The sequence below is a fragment of the Verrucomicrobia bacterium S94 genome, from assembly GCA_004299845.1.
Taxonomy (GTDB): Bacteria; Verrucomicrobiota; Kiritimatiellia; order Kiritimatiellales; family Pontiellaceae; genus Pontiella.
Window position 1 is genome coordinate 2942556 of the sequence record CP036201.1, and the last position, 16903, is coordinate 2959458.

A 16903-nucleotide genomic window follows, 5' to 3' on the forward strand; every position below is an offset into this window, starting at 1 on the left:
GTCCGAACATCGCTATTCTGATGTTTTGATCGTTCGAATTCTCTGGAACTCATAGGATCCTCGGATTTTGTGAGTTCGCAGGGGTGCGGAAATGTATGCACCTCTCGTAAGTTGTTGAATTTATGTGGGATTGGCTGGGTATGAGCAAGAAGAGGTTTGGCGGTAGGTTTAATGTGTTTTGGGTGATTTACATGCTCTTGGCGCACCGTTTTATGCCCAAACATGATGGTCAAATCCAGTTGCTGTTGTATCAGGTTAAGATGCTCCGAGATCGCATTGATGAGCCGCGAATTATCCCATCTTCGGACGAGCGTGCAGAATTGCTCCGTTTGGGTGCCAAAATTGATCACGATATTGCGGAGGTAATGTGCGTGGTGAAGCCGGGAACCTACCGCCGCTGGCCGAGCAAAAAGGCGGATAAATCGAAAAAGGAAATGATTGTTGGTCGACCGGAAACCGCCGAAGAAACCATTGCACTGATCATTCGTTTGGCTACTGAAAACATCGCGTGGGGCTACAAACGTATTTTGGGCGAACTGAAGAAGCTGGGCGTTGATATTGGGCTGACGACCATTCGTGATATTTTGAAGCGAGCGGGGCATAAACCATCGCCCCAGAAAACAAAGAGCAAGCCCGTGGTTCCGTGGTCGGACTTTATCGGTGCGCACATGGAAACGTTGATTGCCTGCGATTACTTTACGAAACCCATCTACACGCTTTTCGGCAAGTTCGACGCCTACGTGCTGGTCTTTATCCACCTCGGCAGTCGCCGTGTTTTCATGACGCCACCCACGTTTCATCCCAATGATGACTGGCTTAAGATTCAGATTCGCAGTGCGGCGATGTGGCTCGATGGAATCGGAGTTAAACCCACCTGCCTGATCCACGACGGAGACAAGAAATTCGGGAAGATGTTTAAAGCATTCTGGAAGTCGGAAGGTGTGCGATGTTTGAAGATCCCTCCGCGCTCGCCGCAGGCCAATGCCTTTTGCGAGTGCTATATTGGGACGTACAAACATCAGTGTTTGAATAGTTTCTTTTGCCTGAGCCTCGATCAGCTCGATTACATCAACCGAAAATGGGTGACGTACTACAACAACGAGAGACCGCATCAGGGAAAAGACATCGGGAATAACATTCTGCGCCCCGACTTTACGCCCGTCAGCGAAGGCGAAATCGTGCGCTACGAAGCTCTCGGCGGCGTACTCGCGTGGTACGAACGCGCCGCTTAAACTCTGCCCGATCATCAGCAAACCCGAACCTCCCGTTCCAATCGAACGGCTGATTCGCCATGCCCAGATCGCATAAATCCACCTATTTTCGTGACTCTCATTGTCAAATTTCGCTCTCAACTCTCTTCGTTGACCTACTCGATCTCCCTTAATTCGTTCATTTCACCCTGATTTTTCAGTCATTTTTGGCGTGGATGAATTTCCGCACCCTCCACCCTGCTATCAAACCGTTTGTTCAATGTGCAGACCTGACCCTGCTATCCACGGAGCTATGCGGCATAACCAAAACAGATCATTGAGTGGTTTAAGACCCGAGTCCACTTCTGTCTGGCGACGGTTCCAAAGGCCCGCCGGAGGAAAGGAGCAGTGAGCGCCTGCCATGGCGCTCTCTGCGATAGCGGCTCCACATTAACTCATCCGCTTTTTTCCCGTATGAAAATTAGCCAACCCACAATCATCAAAAGAATAGAAAGCAATATACAGCATCCCCACCAAACCTGATCGGCTTCAGATGCCCCATAATTTTTTGTGCCTTTAGAGGGAAGAAATTGCCACAACTTAAAAAGCTTAACGCATACCCCCGCTAGTACAGGAATACGTAACAAGACAGGGCGCAGAGCAAACGATAACAAACTACTTAGAGAGCAGGATAGCACTATGTTCAAAATCCATTTTTTATCCATATCGTCACTCCCTTATGGCAACAAGGCGCTTGCTGTTGGAACAATAACGTTAATTACATCCTCTGACATCGCATCACCTTGCAAAATATTTTCGTATAATTTCCAGTAGCCTGTTGTTGCGTCCACAACATCTTTTCCCTTAACCACCTTTGCGCCGAGTGGTGATAAAATAACAGACTCAGAAACACCCTTGGAAAAGTATGCCACGGGCTCCACTGCACTAATTGCAAGATATGCAAACGTACCGCCCGCACCCCCTTCTTTCAAAACCTGCTCTTTACCCTCACGGAAAGCTATGGGCATATTCTCACCAAGCTCTTGAAAGCCATAAACAATGCTTCCGACTGCTAATGTTGGCAAAAACTTTGAACTAAGCGGATTAGCCATATTCCATGCTCCGTAGCCATCCGTCCAATCTGTATCCAAGGCCCAGTCTTCCAGGGAGTCGTAATCCCATCCATTTACCAGTGAAAATGAATCCGCGCACAACCCGTACGGATCGACGAAGAAGAGCGGATTCATATTCGCCCACATGTAGACGTTGACTCCGCCATCGATTCCGAGGGGGTCGGGACTGATGAAACGTTTCAAAGAACAGGAATACGCTCTATGAAGGGTTAAATGTAATTCGGTGTCAATGTCATAGTACACGCCGTAGCCACCCAGCCACCGGAACGGAGTATCTGTTAACCCGATGTGCGTTGCGGTTCCGTACGGCATGTACGCAAACTGGTCGGTGACTGCGCCGGATTCGTCCGTCAGCGCGAGGGTGCTGCCGAGTTCGTCGGCGTGATAATAATAGGTATCGCCGTTTGCTTCGATGTGGCAGAGCAGTTGACTGCCATTCCAGACATAGTAGCGGGTGATGTTTCCCTGAGCATCTGTTTCAGCGAGCGGGCGTTTCAGTCCGTCCACATAATCGATGACGAAGTAGTTGGTGCCGGAGTTGTGGACGCGGCCGATTCGCGCGCCGCTTGCATCATATACATATTTCGTGTGATTCGTGTCTTTCGTGGTTTCAGTCAAACGATTGTTGTAGTCGTACGAGAAGAACTCCGGATCGGAATCCGGCGAACCGATGGATGCCAGCCCGCCGTTGTCGTTATAGCCATACGCGATGTCGGTCCAATTGGTGCCCTGCTGGACTCGTTCGGAGATGAGCTGATCGGCATCGTTGTGCGTTTTGATGGAGCGATGTGTCGTCGAAATCGTCGGCGAAATACCGGCATTGATGCATTCGGTGGTTTTGAAGCCGAGCGCGTTACGATGGATTTCCCGATCCACAAAATTTCCGTGCTTGATGGAGATCATATGATTTTCGGCATCGTAACCAAAGGAGGAGTTCACGCCGCTGGGGTATAAGATGCCTGTCAGGCGGTTGGCTGTGTCGTAGCCGAAGGAAATGATTTCCGTGTTATTCGAGTAGGTCGTGGCAACCGATTCCAGCCGGTTATCGGCACCGTAATTGTAAGAAACAGATAAACCTCCCGGGTAAACAATGCTGGTGCGGTTGCCGTTCAGATCGTACTGATTTTCCACCACAGAACACACTGAGGCACAGAGCTGCGTACTGAATACGAGCCGGTTCATTTCATCATAGCCGAAGGTGCATGAGGCATGCGGGGACGCTTTCCATTCGCATCGTGATCAAACGCGGCGACTTCCACACCCTGATTCGTGATCGCCGTCAACCGGTTCAGCGCATCATATCTGTATTCCGTCAACGCGCCGGCGACATCTATGCGGGTATTGAGATTGCCTGCTCTTTCAAACTCTATACGCGGCTTCCTTTCCATAAGTGATTTATTACGAACCAATTCTCAGCAAACAATCAGGGAATATTAAAATATCGGACCGACCCCTTTATACCGGAGAATATTAAAATATCGGACCGACCCCTTTATGGTATTGAGATTGCCTGCTCTTTCAAACTCTATACGCGGCTTCCTTTCCATAAGTGATTTATTACGAACCAATTCTCAGCAAACAATCAGGGAATATTAAAATATCGGACCGACCCCTTTATTTGCCTGCTCCTTCAAACTCTATACGCGGCTTCCTTTCCATATGTGATTTATTCCGAACCAATTATCAGCAAACAATCGGAGAATATTAAAATATCGGACCGACCCCTTTATTGGCCGGCTCGTTGCTCCATAATCCTTCATTTATAAGAACCTGATTCAGATAAACGCAGGAACCTTTTTGGATGTTTAAAAAACCAATATATACGTTATGTGCTCCTACAGACTCCCATCCATTTGGTTCTCGGCCCAGAACTTCCTCCGGAATGCCCCAGATGAATACATCATATTTCATATCTCCATTGGGCGAAACAAAAACCTCATAATCACCAATCAATTTTGAAATTCTCATTCGAGACTCATCGCTACGCCCCTCAATATTTCGCCCGGCAAGCTTAATCACATCTCCATTGGCAAGTTTAAGTGAAGGACCAGGCAGCACTTTATCCACTTGTTGCAACACATTGGCATTTTCTCTAAGCCTTGAATCCAAGGCAACCGAACCAAGAGCAAACAAGATAAATAAAAATGCCATCAGAACCGTATATTTATTATTTATTAATTTCGACATTCTGCTTTTCCCTCTGCTCATTAATCCATTTTTCCAACTGATTAGGCGTTGAAAGGCCAAAGATGTTCTTGAGGTCGTCACCAAAATTAATTCCGGCATAGGCTGCGTAAAGCTGTACATAATCAACACAGTTGAAGTGTTTACTCCAAACAACTTGATCTTCTATCGCGATGAGTCCATCAGCCAATTTCTGGACTTTATCATACTGCTCTTGGGTAATAGGAATCCTCAGTGTTGCATCGGCAATTGAGGTTGGCGAGTCTTGAAAACCATTTCCCTGATCCCCCGAAGTTTTGTGTATTGAAGCAGGAACTCCATCTGAAAACCAAGCACTCAGCTTACCAATACCCCCCTTAGGATAAAGTCCATAACTATTTCGCTCACCGGCATCATTTTCCAACGTAAACCATCCATGCCCCATATCTCCGAAATCTGCATTATCTGCGTGAAGGTAAAAAGCTGCTAAGCCATACGGATCAACGAAGAATAGCGGATTCATATTGGCCCACATGTAGATGTTGACGCCGCCGTCAATACCGAGCGGGTCGGGACCGATGAAACGTTTCAAAGAACAGGAATACGCTCTATGAAGGGTTAAATGCAATTCGGTGTCAATGTCATAGTACACGCCGTAGCCACCCAGCCACTGGAACGGAGCATCCGTTGATCCGGTGCGCGTGGCAGCTCCGTAAGGCATGTACGCAAACTGGTCCGTTACCGCGCCGGACTCGTCCGTCAGCGCGAGCGTGCTGCCGAGTTCGTCCTGGTGATAGCAATAGGCATCGCCGTTGGCTTCGATATGAGCCAGCAGCCGCATGCCGGCCCAGATGTAGTACCGCGTGACGGAGCCGGCTGAATCGGTTTCAGCGAGCGGGCGTTTCAGGCCGTCGGTGTAGTCGATGATGAAGTAGTTCGTGGTGACGGCGGTAGGCGAGACGCCTGCGGTACAGATCCGACCGATGCGTGCGCCGGTAGCGTCGTATAAATACTCAACGGAGCAGGATGTTCCGTCTGCATTCACGATCCGATTATCATAGTCATATCCGAAGCGCTGTGTTTCTGAGCCCTCTGTGGTGATATTCGTTAAGCACCCGTTGTCGGAATAGGAATAAGCAACGTCGGTCCAGTTGGTGCCCTGCTGAACTCGTTCGAAGATGAGCTGGTCGGCGTCGTTGTGCGTTTTGATTCTGCGCGCGGTTTCCTGGACGGCGGATTTAATTCCTGCATTGATACATTCGGTGGTTTTGAAGCCGAGCGTGTTGCGATGGATTTCCCGATCCACAAAATCTCCATGCTGAATCGAGGTGATGCGGCTTTCTGCATCGTAACCAAAGGTGGAATGCACACCGTTCGGGTAATCCATGCCGGTCAACCGATTGGCGGAATCATAATTGAACACAAAGCTTTCCGTGTTTTCAGCGTATTCCGTGGTCACGCTCTCCAGCCGATTGTCTGCTCCGTAATGATACCCGACCGATAATCCACCCGGATAGACGATGTTCGTGCGGTTCCCGTTCAGATCGTACTGATTTTCCACCACAGAACACACTGAGGCACAGAGCTGCGTACTGAATACGAGCCGGTTCATTTCATCATAGCCGAAGGTGCATGAGGCATGCGGGGACGCATGCTCTATGATATTTCCATTCGCATCGTGATCAAACGCGGCGACTTCCACACCCTGATTCGTGATCGCCGTCAACCGGTTCAGCGCATCATATCCGTATTCCGTTAACACCCCGGCGGCATCTATGCGTGAATCCAGATTACCCACGGCATCATACGTGAATGCGGTCACCTTCCCGATGGCATTGGTGATCGCGGTGACGCGCCCCTGGGCATCGACCCCGAAATAAACGGGCTTACCCTCGGCATTGCGGAAAACGGTTCGGTTCCCGAGGTCATCATAACCGTATTCTTCGTTCACTCCGGAGGGCCGGAAGGAGTTCTTCACCCGGCCGAGTGCGTCAAATTCAGTTTTCCACTCTTTTGAAGCCGCATCGACCCGGTTGGTAACACGACCCAGCCCATCCATCTGATATTCTTCATAACCGATGGGGCGGAAACGGTGCGTCATCCGGCCGAGTGAATCATAGACAAAGCGGCTTTCGATTTGAAGACCGGAAGGATCGACTACGGAGTTAGTGAGGTTTCCGAGGGTATCAAACTGATTCGTGACCACGGAATACATCGAAGACACGGAAACCGGCCGTCCGGCGGAATCAAGGGTGTTGGTGACGCAGCTGCCTTCGGGGTCACAGCTCATCACAAGGCGGTCCGCCTCGTCGTACAGGTTTGTGGAGCTTCCTCCGTCGGGGAACAGGGTTCCTGCCGGTTTATAAGCAGGCGTCCAGTAAAATATGCTCGTCTTCCCCCGGGCATCGGTTGAGGTTCTGAGCAGCCCATTGCCGTAGTAGGCTTTAGAGATGACCGTCTGGTCAGCGGTACCCAGCGCATTCGTTACCGCAATGAGCTGCCTGAGATCATCATAACCGTATGCGGTGGTTTTTCCGCCGACGGTCAGGGTTTTCAGATCGCCTTTTGCGTTAAAGACCCGGCTGACTGTTCCGGCATCGGTTGAAGTAACCATTTGTGCATTACCGTAGGAATCGAAATCAGAATAGACCGTAATCCTTTTTCCGTTTCCTTCCGAGAGCTGACGAAGCAGTCCCTGTGCGGTGTAGGAGTAATCTGTAACAGCCTCTTCCTCGGAACCTTTGGCTGAAACCGTATAATCAACGGCATGCTCATCCGTGTAGGCATATTCAGTGACAAGCTGTTCAGCTGTACCGACGGCATTCGTCACCAGCCGCAGATGGTGCTCCGAATCATAGGCATATGCTGTGATCGTCTGTTCAGCGGTTCCCTCCGCATGAACCTGCATCAGCAGGTTGTGATCGGTGTCGTAAACAAAACGATTGGTTACACCCCGCTCATTGACCGTGCCGGTAATATGTCCCTGCCCGTCAAAGAAGGTGTAGGTTCGGGAACCATCAGCCTTTTCTTCGCTCCAGGTGCGGCCGGTGCTGTCGAAATAATATTTGGTCTGATTCCCTAGCGGATCTTCCTCGATACTGCAGTTTCCGATAAAACGGTTCAGCCAGCGGTGTCCACTTGCGGAAATCTGATTCGTGACCTGACCGACGGAATTATACGCATTCCGGACGAGAGTAATATTTTCGGGATCCCTTACCCAGGTGATCTGATGCGCACTGTCGTATCCCATGCTCCAGTCAAAACCGGCGGCATCAACTACATTGGTTAAGTTTTCATCTGAATCATACTGATAATAAACGGTGCGGACCGGTTCCGCGTTATCGCTGACCGAGGTCAGCAGCCCGTCCGTATAGCTGAAGGTCATTTCAGGACCGAAACTGCTCTGCACGGAGTTAAGATTTGTGCCTCCGGAATATTCGAAAGTAAGCGTATTCCCGTAAGGATCTTCAATGGTGTCAATCAGGCCGTTGGTGTTGAATGCGTATGTGTTTCCATGACGCTCCTGCATCACATAAACCCCATTGGTTTCCGTCAGCGACACGGTCATTCCTTCGGGAGGTGTGAACGAACCATCCGGCTGTTTTACAAACGTAGCCGCCTTCTGACCGGTGTAAACCGTCACAGCCGTTCCCGCCAGCCGGTCCACTGCCCATTCGGCAATCAGGCTGGCCACAGTCCATGAACGGGCCGTGTCTTCACTTTGAAGAATATCCAGCATCGCCTGATACGCCACGGCGGCGCCGGCAATATCTTCGAGAGAGCGGTCCATCAGACTGTCGGGCGAAGTATGCTCCTGAACATACATGTTAAAAGAATGATTCCACCCGTATCCCAGTGCTGTTTTTGCATCAGCAGAACCCGAACTGTAATTCCGCTTCATAACCAGAGGCATCGGGCCGTCCATGGTCAGATCGGTTTTTTCCAGCAGATAGTTTCCTGATGCCATGTCGACCGGATCAGCGCCTTTCGGGGTCCGGATATTCGCAGCCTCTTTAAAGTCGGCCAGATTCTGGGCATTGATAAGGGTCGGCCCGATCCGGGAGGACCGGTCTACAGCCCCTCCGTTGGTTTTATCAAGCGCGGCGGTAATGCCGCCGTTTGTAGATACCCCCAGATAAATAATTCCGGTCCATTGGCCGACACTGACCGGAGTATCCGGGAGAATCAGACATTCGGTATCAGCGGTCAGCAATGCTTCAAAAGAATCCAGTTCATCGGAGGTATAGCCGCTCAGCTGCGCTTCGACAGAGGCAAAATTATCTGCAGTGACACGGAATACGGTTCCGCCTTTCCGGCAGTGCTCGGCAATGCCCCGCACACTCGATACAGCCAGCCAGCCCGGCTGATTCTGTTCCCAGATACCGTGTTCGAGCGCACTGCTGATCAGCCCCTGAGCCGATGTACGTTCAATTTTGGTCTCATGAGTATACAGATTGTCAGCTCCATGCTGAACATCACAGAGTGCATTAGGATAGTCCGACTGGATAAATACTCCGGCTGCGTAAACCTGATGAGAGATTTTTCCATACAGCCCTTCGCTCAACCGACGGAAAAGGCCCTGAAGATGGAAATAGTCTGTACCCAGCTGCTGCAGTCCAAGCAGAATGGGATCTCCGGAACCCGCCCCGGAAAGACATTCCGCCAGCTCTTCAGCACAGGCCGCAGAAGCGGCTTTATTCCCAAGATCATTAAACTGAATCGGGAAAGCGTACTGCGCCCCCAAAACGCCCGTGTAGGTTTTTAAACTGTCATAACCGGTCAGCGTATACGAAGAATTGCTGTAAGTAAAAATCGGAAACACGATGCTGATCGGCACCACATAGCGACCTCCGTCCATCCCGCCGATACTCCCTTCCACCCAGACTTCATCCCCCAGAAGAACCCGTCCATAACCGGAATCATTAATTTCAATATAAACCGTCCGCGTGCCCAGATCCGGCAATGAAATATAATGCATCTCACCTTCCGCATAAATTCCCAACTGCTGACTGCCTGTCGGCAGATCATCCTTATTCTGATATGCTGTGGACGAATAAACGGTAAAACGGGGAGGGTTCAAACCCGACTCCTGCACAATGTGCTTATCTCCGAAAAAATCCGCCGGCGAACCGTTCGGAAGCTGAGACCTGAATTCAGCACATAAATTCGTAGTCAACCCTGTCAGATAGGCATACAGACCATCCTCGTTAAAACCTGAAAAACTGTGATTAGAAACAACACCCCCCACTTCGGCATAAAGATTACTGCGCACATAAGAAGAAAGTGCGTCTATTCCGACCCCGTCTGTATATTCATACGGTTTGAAAAAGGTATCCAGCTCGATCACCTCACTGCCATTGGTCAGCGTCACCCAGGTATAAGCAATATTAACCAGTGTATCCCCATCATAATAATACACGGGCAGCTGTTCCGCACTCAATATGGCAAATGCATCATCAACACTGTCGACATTCAGCATAGTGCTTAGGTTGCACCCTTCATTATCAAATACAGGCAGAATAACGGCCCCGAAATTATAGGATGCGCCATACCCCGAAGCTTCCAGCAGCGCAATCAGCAGCGAGGCCTGATCGCAGTCATTTCCCGCACCGTCCTGAATTACCCGCTCCGGTGAGCGTTTGTTTCCTACATAAAATTCTGAATGAATCTGATTTCGTACAAACTCATAAATATTAGTGGGATTATATTCGAGCGCATAAGCCAGTTCTTCAATGACTGAAGAAGCATTTGAAAACGCCTCAGAGGAAGCCGACCGGACAGATGATAAAGAAGAGCCATCGACCCTCCCTGCATCCGGGGACTCGATATCAAACTCAGCAAGAGAAAGGGCAGAAACAAAATTCGACACTGAAAACGCTACAGAATCCTCCCCCTCGAATGTTGGAGAAACAGCATCTGCCGGAGTGAATATCAATGTATTTCCGAATGAACAGAATGACATAGCTGTCGAAATTAAAAAGGTAACAACCTGCTTTTTTTTCATCATAAAACCCCAGAACCAACTACTTCACAGAAATTTCTTCCGTAATATTATGTGCATCACTCAGGAACGTCCGCTGCGCAGTATCGGAACCGACATAAACGTCGGTTAACCTATCGTCTTCATCGTAATAGAAACGAACTGTTGTAACGGTTCCTACAGCGTTTCCTGCATCCGATACCGTGGGATCGGTTCCACCGGTCAACTCCTCAAGATTACTGAATCCGTCATTATCAACATCCCCCAACGCACCGTCATCGCCCTCATTAGACAGTGGATCAAAACCGTATTCGGACTCCCAGCCATCATCAAGACCATCGCCGTCGCTGTCTCTATTACAGGGATCCGTACCGAGTGAAATTTCTACAGCATCCAACAAACGGTCATTATCGTCATCCGTATCAGCAATCAGCGGCGGATTACTTCCGGAAACGCCGGTCAGCTCATCCGGCATACCGTCGCCGTCTGTATCAATGCCTGCTGCGGGATCGAGCGGAAAGGCATCCGGACCGGGAATCAGATGTTCCCATCCTTCAGGAACGGTCGGCCCGTCACATATTCCGTCCAGATCGGTATCCGGATGCTTCGGACTCGAGGCGCCTCCATATGGCGTACCGATGTACTCTTCGAGATTACTGAGTCCATCACCGTCGAAATCCTCATCGGCATCGGAAATCCCGTTGCCTTCCGGACGGCTCAGCGTATCGGTATCCACCACATCCGGACTTGTTCCGAGCAATCCCGTTTCATAACCGTCGCTTAATCCGTCACCATCGGAATCATCTGCAACTCCGGCATACAGATAAAACTGATTCATTGATGGATTTCGTCCCGGTCCTTCATCCCAGGTATACCAGTCGATTATTCCATTATCTGTTCCCGGAAATCCGCGTTCGGCCAGCGTAAAGCGGTGACCATCATACTGTGATGCAAAGCCCCCATCCGGATGTCCGATGCTCAGACTCTGTGTAAAATAGAATTCATAAACGTGACCGGGAACAGTGCCGTTCAGCCGCCAGCAACAGCTTCCGCTATTCGTTGAAATGCCAAACAGCATACCGCCCAGATACAGCACGGGAGTATCCTCAGCCTCTGCAGCCGATCCCGCCACGTCATCGACCCATCCTCCGGAATCCGTTCCGGCCATAGGTACGACAATGCAGCCTATCATCCCCGCGGTTCCGAAAATCAGACGCAAATATTTCCACCCTGGAAATCCGCTTAATTTATTCATTCCCTTCCCCTGATTATCATTTAACCCCGAAAAAAATCCTGCAATCAACCGACAGATTTACAGGAAAACACAGTAGCACATTATGCTGCATCGGAATTCCCCTCACATAATTGAAGAGCACGTATCTTTCCGGAAAAAAAACATCGTAACAAATAAACAATTGAACTTATTTTTAAAACATATTATTTATTGAACTTTCACCGAAATTAAGTGTCGGCATTCCGCTAAACGGAAAACGCGGCCTGCTTCGCAACAGAAAATACCCACCCATCCCCTGAATCACCTCTGATTCAGAAATAAACACAGTTGCCACAGCCGCAGATTCGAAAGCCGCACCCCAAGGCTTTAGAATCACATCAGATCGTGGAGAAACCGATTTCCCGAAGAGCGAGAAATGAAGAAACCGAAACCTCTTTCAACCAGTCAGACTGGAAATTCGATATACGACAGTGTGACAATCTCATCCCCTCTGATGCCAGGTCCCCTCCAGGCTCTCCACCTGGTCCGATTAACACATACGGATCCATACCACCACCCGCTTAAATCAGAACCCCTCCCGATACATTAACCATCAGTACAAAAAAAGCGCCCCCGCAGGGACGCTTTTGAAAACGGACAATAAAGCAGATTACATTTCAGCAGCAAGACTGAGCATACCGACAACACTCACATCGTAAGCTCCTGTAGCATCCGGCAATACATCATCATCAAAATTGGTGATGTACGTGAGAGAAGCACCAACACTCCAGGTTTCACCCAGTGCATATCCCAGAGAAGCTCCAATGGATGCATCATTCAGGCCATCATCCAGACCGGCTGACGCAGGTTTATCACTCTGCAGAATATAACCCACGGAAGCATCGACAGAACCGCTCAGTTCATCCGTAATATCAATGCCGTATCCAGCAGTGAACTCATAATAGTTCTGACCACTGTAAGCACCACCGCTCATAAAATAACCAGTCAGTCCCAGACCGACACCGGCAATTTCATACCCGGCACCGACATTGAACTCCTTATCTGACGTTCCGCCGTAGCTGTAATCACAATAACCAATAAATAAATCCAGACCATCTACAAACGCCGGAAGGCTGTAAGACACATACCAGTCTGTCTCGGAAAATTCAGATGTCGAAGCGGCACCATCATTGTCATCCAGATCCCAGTTTGCCCAGGCTCCGAAAGTTACAGAACCATACTCTTCAGGCAAACCATAACCCGATGCTTCGATACCCGGCTGAAAAACAGCCCCTTCATTCAAGGTTGTACCGCGGAACACATACGCACTGGCAAAATCAAAGGTTGTACTTACGCCGGCGGATGCAACACCTGCAACCAGACCGGTTGCGATTGTCGTTGTAATTATTTTTTTCATGTTCTTATTTCTCCTTCTGCTTGTTTACTTACTCACTCGAGATTGGGAAGACGGCCGGCCCCGACAAGAAGTTCCTCGAGGATGCAAAAGGAAATTGCACGGGAACCGGCCGCCTAAAGTTTAAGGTTTAACCAATGGCCTCGGGCCTTTTTCACCGGTACGGATCCGGATGCATTCCGGAAGGTCCAGTACGAAGATTTTGCCGTCACCGATGTTCCCGGTGCGGGCACCGGCAATGATGGCGTCGACCGTCATGTCGACAAAATCATCGTTCACGGCGATTTCAATACGGACTTTCTTCAGCAGGTTCACCTCGATATCCGCACCGCGGTAGGTTTCGTGATAACCCTTCTGCTGACCGCAGCCCATGGCATTGGTTACAGACATTTTGTAGACTTCTTTTTCGTACAGGCTCTGCTTCACTTCATTGAGCTGTTCGGGCTGTACGTATGCGATAATCAGTTTCATTTTTCGTATCCTTTCGTATCAGCCGGTTCTTAGTTCGTAGTGAAGATCTGGAAGCCGTTGTATGCTTCTTCGCCGTGTTCGCCGATATCCAGACCGCGGAGCTCTTCTTCCTTGCTGACGCGCAGCATACCGACCGCTTTCAGAATCGAGAACAGAATGAACATGGTGACAAACGCCCAGACCGGAATGGCGATGGAACCGACAATCTGAGCCGTCCAGTTACCGTAGCCGTCGGAATATTCACCGAAGATGGCCAGCGCAATACCGCCCCAGACTCCGCAGAGACCGTGAACCGGGAATGCACCCACCGGATCGTCGATTTTCAGTTTATCGAGCAATTTCACACCGGCAACCACCAGGACACCGGCAACAGCACCGATAATGATGGCTTCCACATTGGTAACCCCATCACAGTTGGCCGTAATCCCCACCAGACCGGCGAGCACACCGTTGGCCGCCATGGTCAGGTCCGGTTTACGATGCATGATCCAGGTGACTACCATGGCCAGTACCGCACCGGCACCGGCTGCCAGCAGTGTGTTCACCGCAATCAGCATAACTGCTTCCGTGTTGTCTTTACCCACAATGGCGAGCTGTGAACCCGGGTTGAACCCGAACCAGCCGATGAGAAGAATGAATACACCCAGTGTAGCCAGCGGAAGCGAATGCCCCGGCATGGCCTTGGCTTTTCCTTCCTTGGTAAAACGTCCGATACGCGGACCGAGCACAATGGCCCCGGCAAGAGCTGCAAAACCACCGCAGGCATGTACCACCAGCGAACCGGCGAAATCGTAGAAGCCCATCTGGTCCAGCCAGCCGCCGCCCCATTTCCAGTACCCGGAAATCGGATAAATGATCGCCGTCAGTACAGCAGAATAAATCAGGTAGGCGCTGAACTTGAGACGTCCGGCGACCGCACCGGATACAATGGTGGCCGCTGTAGCCGCGAAGGCCACCTGGAACAGCCAGTCCACCTGCAGCGTCAGCGCACCGGCCTCCGCATCCACACCGTTACCGCCGATCCCGAACTGGCCGAAGGCCAAAAATCCGTTGCCATCACCCGGATACATCAGACCGTAACCGATGATGAAATACAGAATCATACCGATGGAAAGGTCCATCAGGTTTTTGAACAGAATGTTCACGGTGTTCTTTGCGCTGTTGAAACCGGATTCAACCAGAGCGAAACCGGCCTGCATAAAGAGAACCAGCACCGCACAGAACATCAGGAACATATTGTCAATTGCATAAGCCCACTCGCCGGCTGTTGCCGCCGCATCAAATGCAGGCTCTGCTTCGGCAGCATCTTGCGCCAGTGCCGGAGACGCCAGACCAAGCACCAACGCTGCCGCTATCAATGCCGGAATTTTCAACCACTTAATTTTCATCCTTACACCCTTCTGAGGTTTACTTACCTGTCCGGACACCATGCCCGCGACTAGGCCGACCCTTATTGCACCAGGTATGCCAACGGCGGTTTTTAAACGCATATAAAAGTCATAACACACTAATGATGAATCATTTAAAATATTATTAGTCCGCCATACACATTTGACCTATAATAAACATATATGTCATTTATGTTTTTATTTTATTCTCATATACATTTTTGTTGCATCGCTCGTAAAAAAACTCAATAAAGCCTTCTTTTTGCTATGGATATACCGATTTTGAAGTAAACTCATTGGCATGAACTTTGACGTAAAAATTACCAACGGCGCAGTTTTTGACGGATTATCAGATTCTCCAACACACTGCGATATAGGTATTAACAAAAATACTATTACAAAAATGGGCGAACTTTCCGCCGCAACCGCCGAAAAAACGATTGATGCGACGGACCTGACCATCTGCCCCGGATTTATTGACACTCATTCGCATTCGGACACCTATTTACTCATCGAACCAAGTGCGGCCTCCAAGATCTATCAGGGCATCACCACCGAAATCTGCGGCAACTGCGGCGCCTCCGCCGCCCCGCTCAACGGCGGCTATAAAATGCCGTCCGACTGGCTCGACAAGGATTACAGCAACCTCCCCGGCTCTCACACCTTCGAAGGTCTGAACAAATCCATCCCCTGGAAAACAGTGGCCGAATACCGGGAACTTTATGACGCAATCAACCCTGCCATAAACGTGGCGCTGCTGGTCGGCCACAACACACTGCACGCCGGCATCTGCGGCTACAAACCCCGAACCGCCACCCCCGGAGAACTCAGTGAAATGCTCCGGACGCTGGAAACCGCGCTCGACGACGGCGCCATCGGCCTCAGCTCCGGTCTGGCCTATCCCCCGGGTCCGCGGTTCCACGGGAGGAAATCATTGAACTCTGTAAGGTCGTCGCAAAAAAAGACGGGCTCTACACCACGCACATGCGCTCCGAATCCAGCGGGCTGCTCGAAGCCATTGACGAATCGCTCGATATTGCCCGGCGCTCCAATGTACGCTTACAGATTTCCCACCTCAAAGCATCGGGAAGCGGCAACTGGAACAAAATCGATGCGGCTTTCGCAAAGATCCGTGAAGCCCGACAGGAAATGGACATCGGCTCCGACCGCTACCCCTACACCGCAAGCTGCACCGATCTCGACATCGTACTGCCCCTCTGGGCCACCTATGGCGGACGCGACGCCATTCTGGAACGACTGCGCAACAGCGACACACGGGAAAAAATCCGGACCGAGCTGATGGATAAACCGGACGGGCACTGGGACAACGTCATGATCGGCTCCACACAATTTGAATCCTATAAAGGAAAATATCTGACCGAAGCGGCGGACGACCTGAACATGCATCCGGTCGATGCACTTCTTTATCTGATTGATGCAGATGACCTTAAAACCGGCGGCATTTTTTTCAGCATGTCTGAGAAAAATCTATGGCGCGTTCTCGCCGAACCGTATGTGTCGATCGGCTCGGACGGCTCCATGCGTGCGCCATGGGGGCCGCTCAGTCATGACCACCCGCATCCGCGTGCATACGGCAGCCACACCCGGTTTCTGCGTGCGGCGCTCGACGGGAAAACGGTTCCGCTTCCCGAGGCTATTTATAAAATGACCGCTCTTCCGGCACAGCAGTTCAACCTGAAAAAACGCGGAATGCTGAAAGAAGGCTACGCCGCCGACATTCTGGTTTTTGATCCGGCGCGCATCAAGGAGGAGACCTCCTACGCCGATCCACACCGCCTTTCTGCGGGAATGATCCATGTTTTTGCCAATGGTGTCCATTGCCTCGAAAACGGTAAACATACAGGATTAAGGGGAGGCCGGTTTTTAGACGGATAGAAATGTTTAAGTACATTAAGGAATATAAAACATAGGTATTAGGCTTGGATATTGG

General features: G+C 50.3%; 12 protein-coding genes. 3 read left to right on the forward strand and 9 right to left on the reverse strand.

Annotation, left to right across the window (positions count from 1 at the left end; genetic code table 11):
* Positions 1-140 precede the first annotated feature (140 nt).
* The gene (locus tag EGM51_12855; GenBank protein QBG48237.1) at positions 141-1232 is read left to right on the forward strand and encodes an integrase; all 1092 of its coding nucleotides are present in this window, start codon (positions 141-143) and stop codon (positions 1230-1232) included.
* A 413-nt stretch (positions 1233-1645) separates the two neighbouring features.
* Here EGM51_12855 and EGM51_12860 read toward each other — a convergent pair whose 3' ends face one another.
* The 9 genes from EGM51_12860 to amt form a co-directional block, all read right to left on the reverse strand.
* Positions 1646-1915 (reverse strand): hypothetical protein, encoded by a 270-nt coding sequence (locus EGM51_12860; protein ID QBG48238.1) that lies wholly within the window; start codon positions 1913-1915, stop codon positions 1646-1648.
* A 12-nt stretch (positions 1916-1927) separates the two neighbouring features.
* Complete coding sequence (locus EGM51_12865; GenBank protein QBG48239.1) at positions 1928-3505, reverse strand: hypothetical protein; 1578 nt, start codon at positions 3503-3505, stop codon at positions 1928-1930.
* On the reverse strand, positions 3502-3711 hold the full coding sequence (locus EGM51_12870) for a hypothetical protein (protein ID QBG48240.1): 210 nt from the start codon (positions 3709-3711) through the stop codon (positions 3502-3504). The genes EGM51_12865 and EGM51_12870 overlap by 4 nt, the downstream gene beginning before the upstream one ends.
* A gap of 316 nt (positions 3712-4027) precedes the next feature.
* Positions 4028-4510, reverse strand: a complete 483-nt coding sequence (locus EGM51_12875; protein ID QBG48241.1) for a hypothetical protein — start codon at positions 4508-4510, stop codon at positions 4028-4030.
* On the reverse strand, positions 4491-10493 hold the full coding sequence (locus EGM51_12880; protein ID QBG48242.1) for an RHS repeat protein: 6003 nt from the start codon (positions 10491-10493) through the stop codon (positions 4491-4493). The genes EGM51_12875 and EGM51_12880 overlap by 20 nt, the downstream gene beginning before the upstream one ends.
* A 16-nt stretch (positions 10494-10509) precedes the next feature.
* On the reverse strand, positions 10510-11721 hold the full coding sequence (locus tag EGM51_12885) for a hypothetical protein (protein QBG48243.1): 1212 nt from the start codon (positions 11719-11721) through the stop codon (positions 10510-10512).
* A 628-nt stretch (positions 11722-12349) separates the two neighbouring features.
* Positions 12350-13096, reverse strand: a complete 747-nt coding sequence (locus EGM51_12890; protein QBG48244.1) for a hypothetical protein — start codon at positions 13094-13096, stop codon at positions 12350-12352.
* Positions 13097-13216: 120 nt separating this feature from the next.
* Positions 13217-13564 (reverse strand): P-II family nitrogen regulator, encoded by a 348-nt coding sequence (locus EGM51_12895; GenBank protein ID QBG48245.1) that lies wholly within the window; start codon positions 13562-13564, stop codon positions 13217-13219.
* A gap of 29 nt (positions 13565-13593) precedes the next feature.
* Entirely contained in the window at positions 13594-14952 is a 1359-nt protein-coding gene (gene amt / locus EGM51_12900) for an ammonium transporter (protein QBG48246.1), read from the reverse strand.
* A 301-nt stretch (positions 14953-15253) separates the two neighbouring features.
* On the opposite strand from amt, the gene EGM51_12905 reads away from it, so the two are divergent.
* Both EGM51_12905 and EGM51_12910 read left to right on the forward strand, forming a co-directional pair.
* Entirely contained in the window at positions 15254-16252 is a 999-nt protein-coding gene (locus EGM51_12905) for a hypothetical protein (GenBank protein ID QBG48247.1), read from the forward strand.
* Positions 15937-16848: a hypothetical protein gene (locus EGM51_12910; GenBank protein QBG48248.1), complete on the forward strand. Its 912-nt coding sequence runs from the start codon at positions 15937-15939 to the stop codon at positions 16846-16848. Before EGM51_12905 ends, EGM51_12910 begins: the two co-directional genes overlap by 316 nt.
* The last annotated feature ends 55 nt before the right edge of the window (positions 16849-16903 follow it).

Excerpts from the sequence above, each read along its gene's own strand:
- EGM51_12875 (QBG48241.1), bottom strand. The coding sequence starts at position 4,510 with ATGTCGAAATTAATAAATAATAAATATACGGTTCTGATGGCATTTTTA.
- EGM51_12910 (QBG48248.1), top strand. The coding sequence starts at position 15,937 with ATGCGCTCCGAATCCAGCGGGCTGCTCGAAGCCATTGACGAATCGCTC.
- EGM51_12880 (QBG48242.1), bottom strand. The coding sequence starts at position 10,493 with ATGATGAAAAAAAAGCAGGTTGTTACCTTTTTAATTTCGACAGCTATG.
- EGM51_12905 (QBG48247.1), top strand. The coding sequence starts at position 15,254 with ATGAACTTTGACGTAAAAATTACCAACGGCGCAGTTTTTGACGGATTA.
- EGM51_12885 (QBG48243.1), bottom strand. The coding sequence starts at position 11,721 with ATGAATAAATTAAGCGGATTTCCAGGGTGGAAATATTTGCGTCTGATT.
- EGM51_12855 (QBG48237.1), top strand. The coding sequence starts at position 141 with ATGAGCAAGAAGAGGTTTGGCGGTAGGTTTAATGTGTTTTGGGTGATT.
- EGM51_12860 (QBG48238.1), bottom strand. The coding sequence starts at position 1,915 with ATGGATAAAAAATGGATTTTGAACATAGTGCTATCCTGCTCTCTAAGT.
- EGM51_12890 (QBG48244.1), bottom strand. The coding sequence starts at position 13,096 with ATGAAAAAAATAATTACAACGACAATCGCAACCGGTCTGGTTGCAGGT.
- amt (QBG48246.1), bottom strand. The coding sequence starts at position 14,952 with ATGAAAATTAAGTGGTTGAAAATTCCGGCATTGATAGCGGCAGCGTTG.
- EGM51_12895 (QBG48245.1), bottom strand. The coding sequence starts at position 13,564 with ATGAAACTGATTATCGCATACGTACAGCCCGAACAGCTCAATGAAGTG.
- EGM51_12870 (QBG48240.1), bottom strand. The coding sequence starts at position 3,711 with ATGGAAAGGAAGCCGCGTATAGAGTTTGAAAGAGCAGGCAATCTCAAT.
- EGM51_12865 (QBG48239.1), bottom strand. The coding sequence starts at position 3,505 with ATGAACCGGCTCGTATTCAGTACGCAGCTCTGTGCCTCAGTGTGTTCT.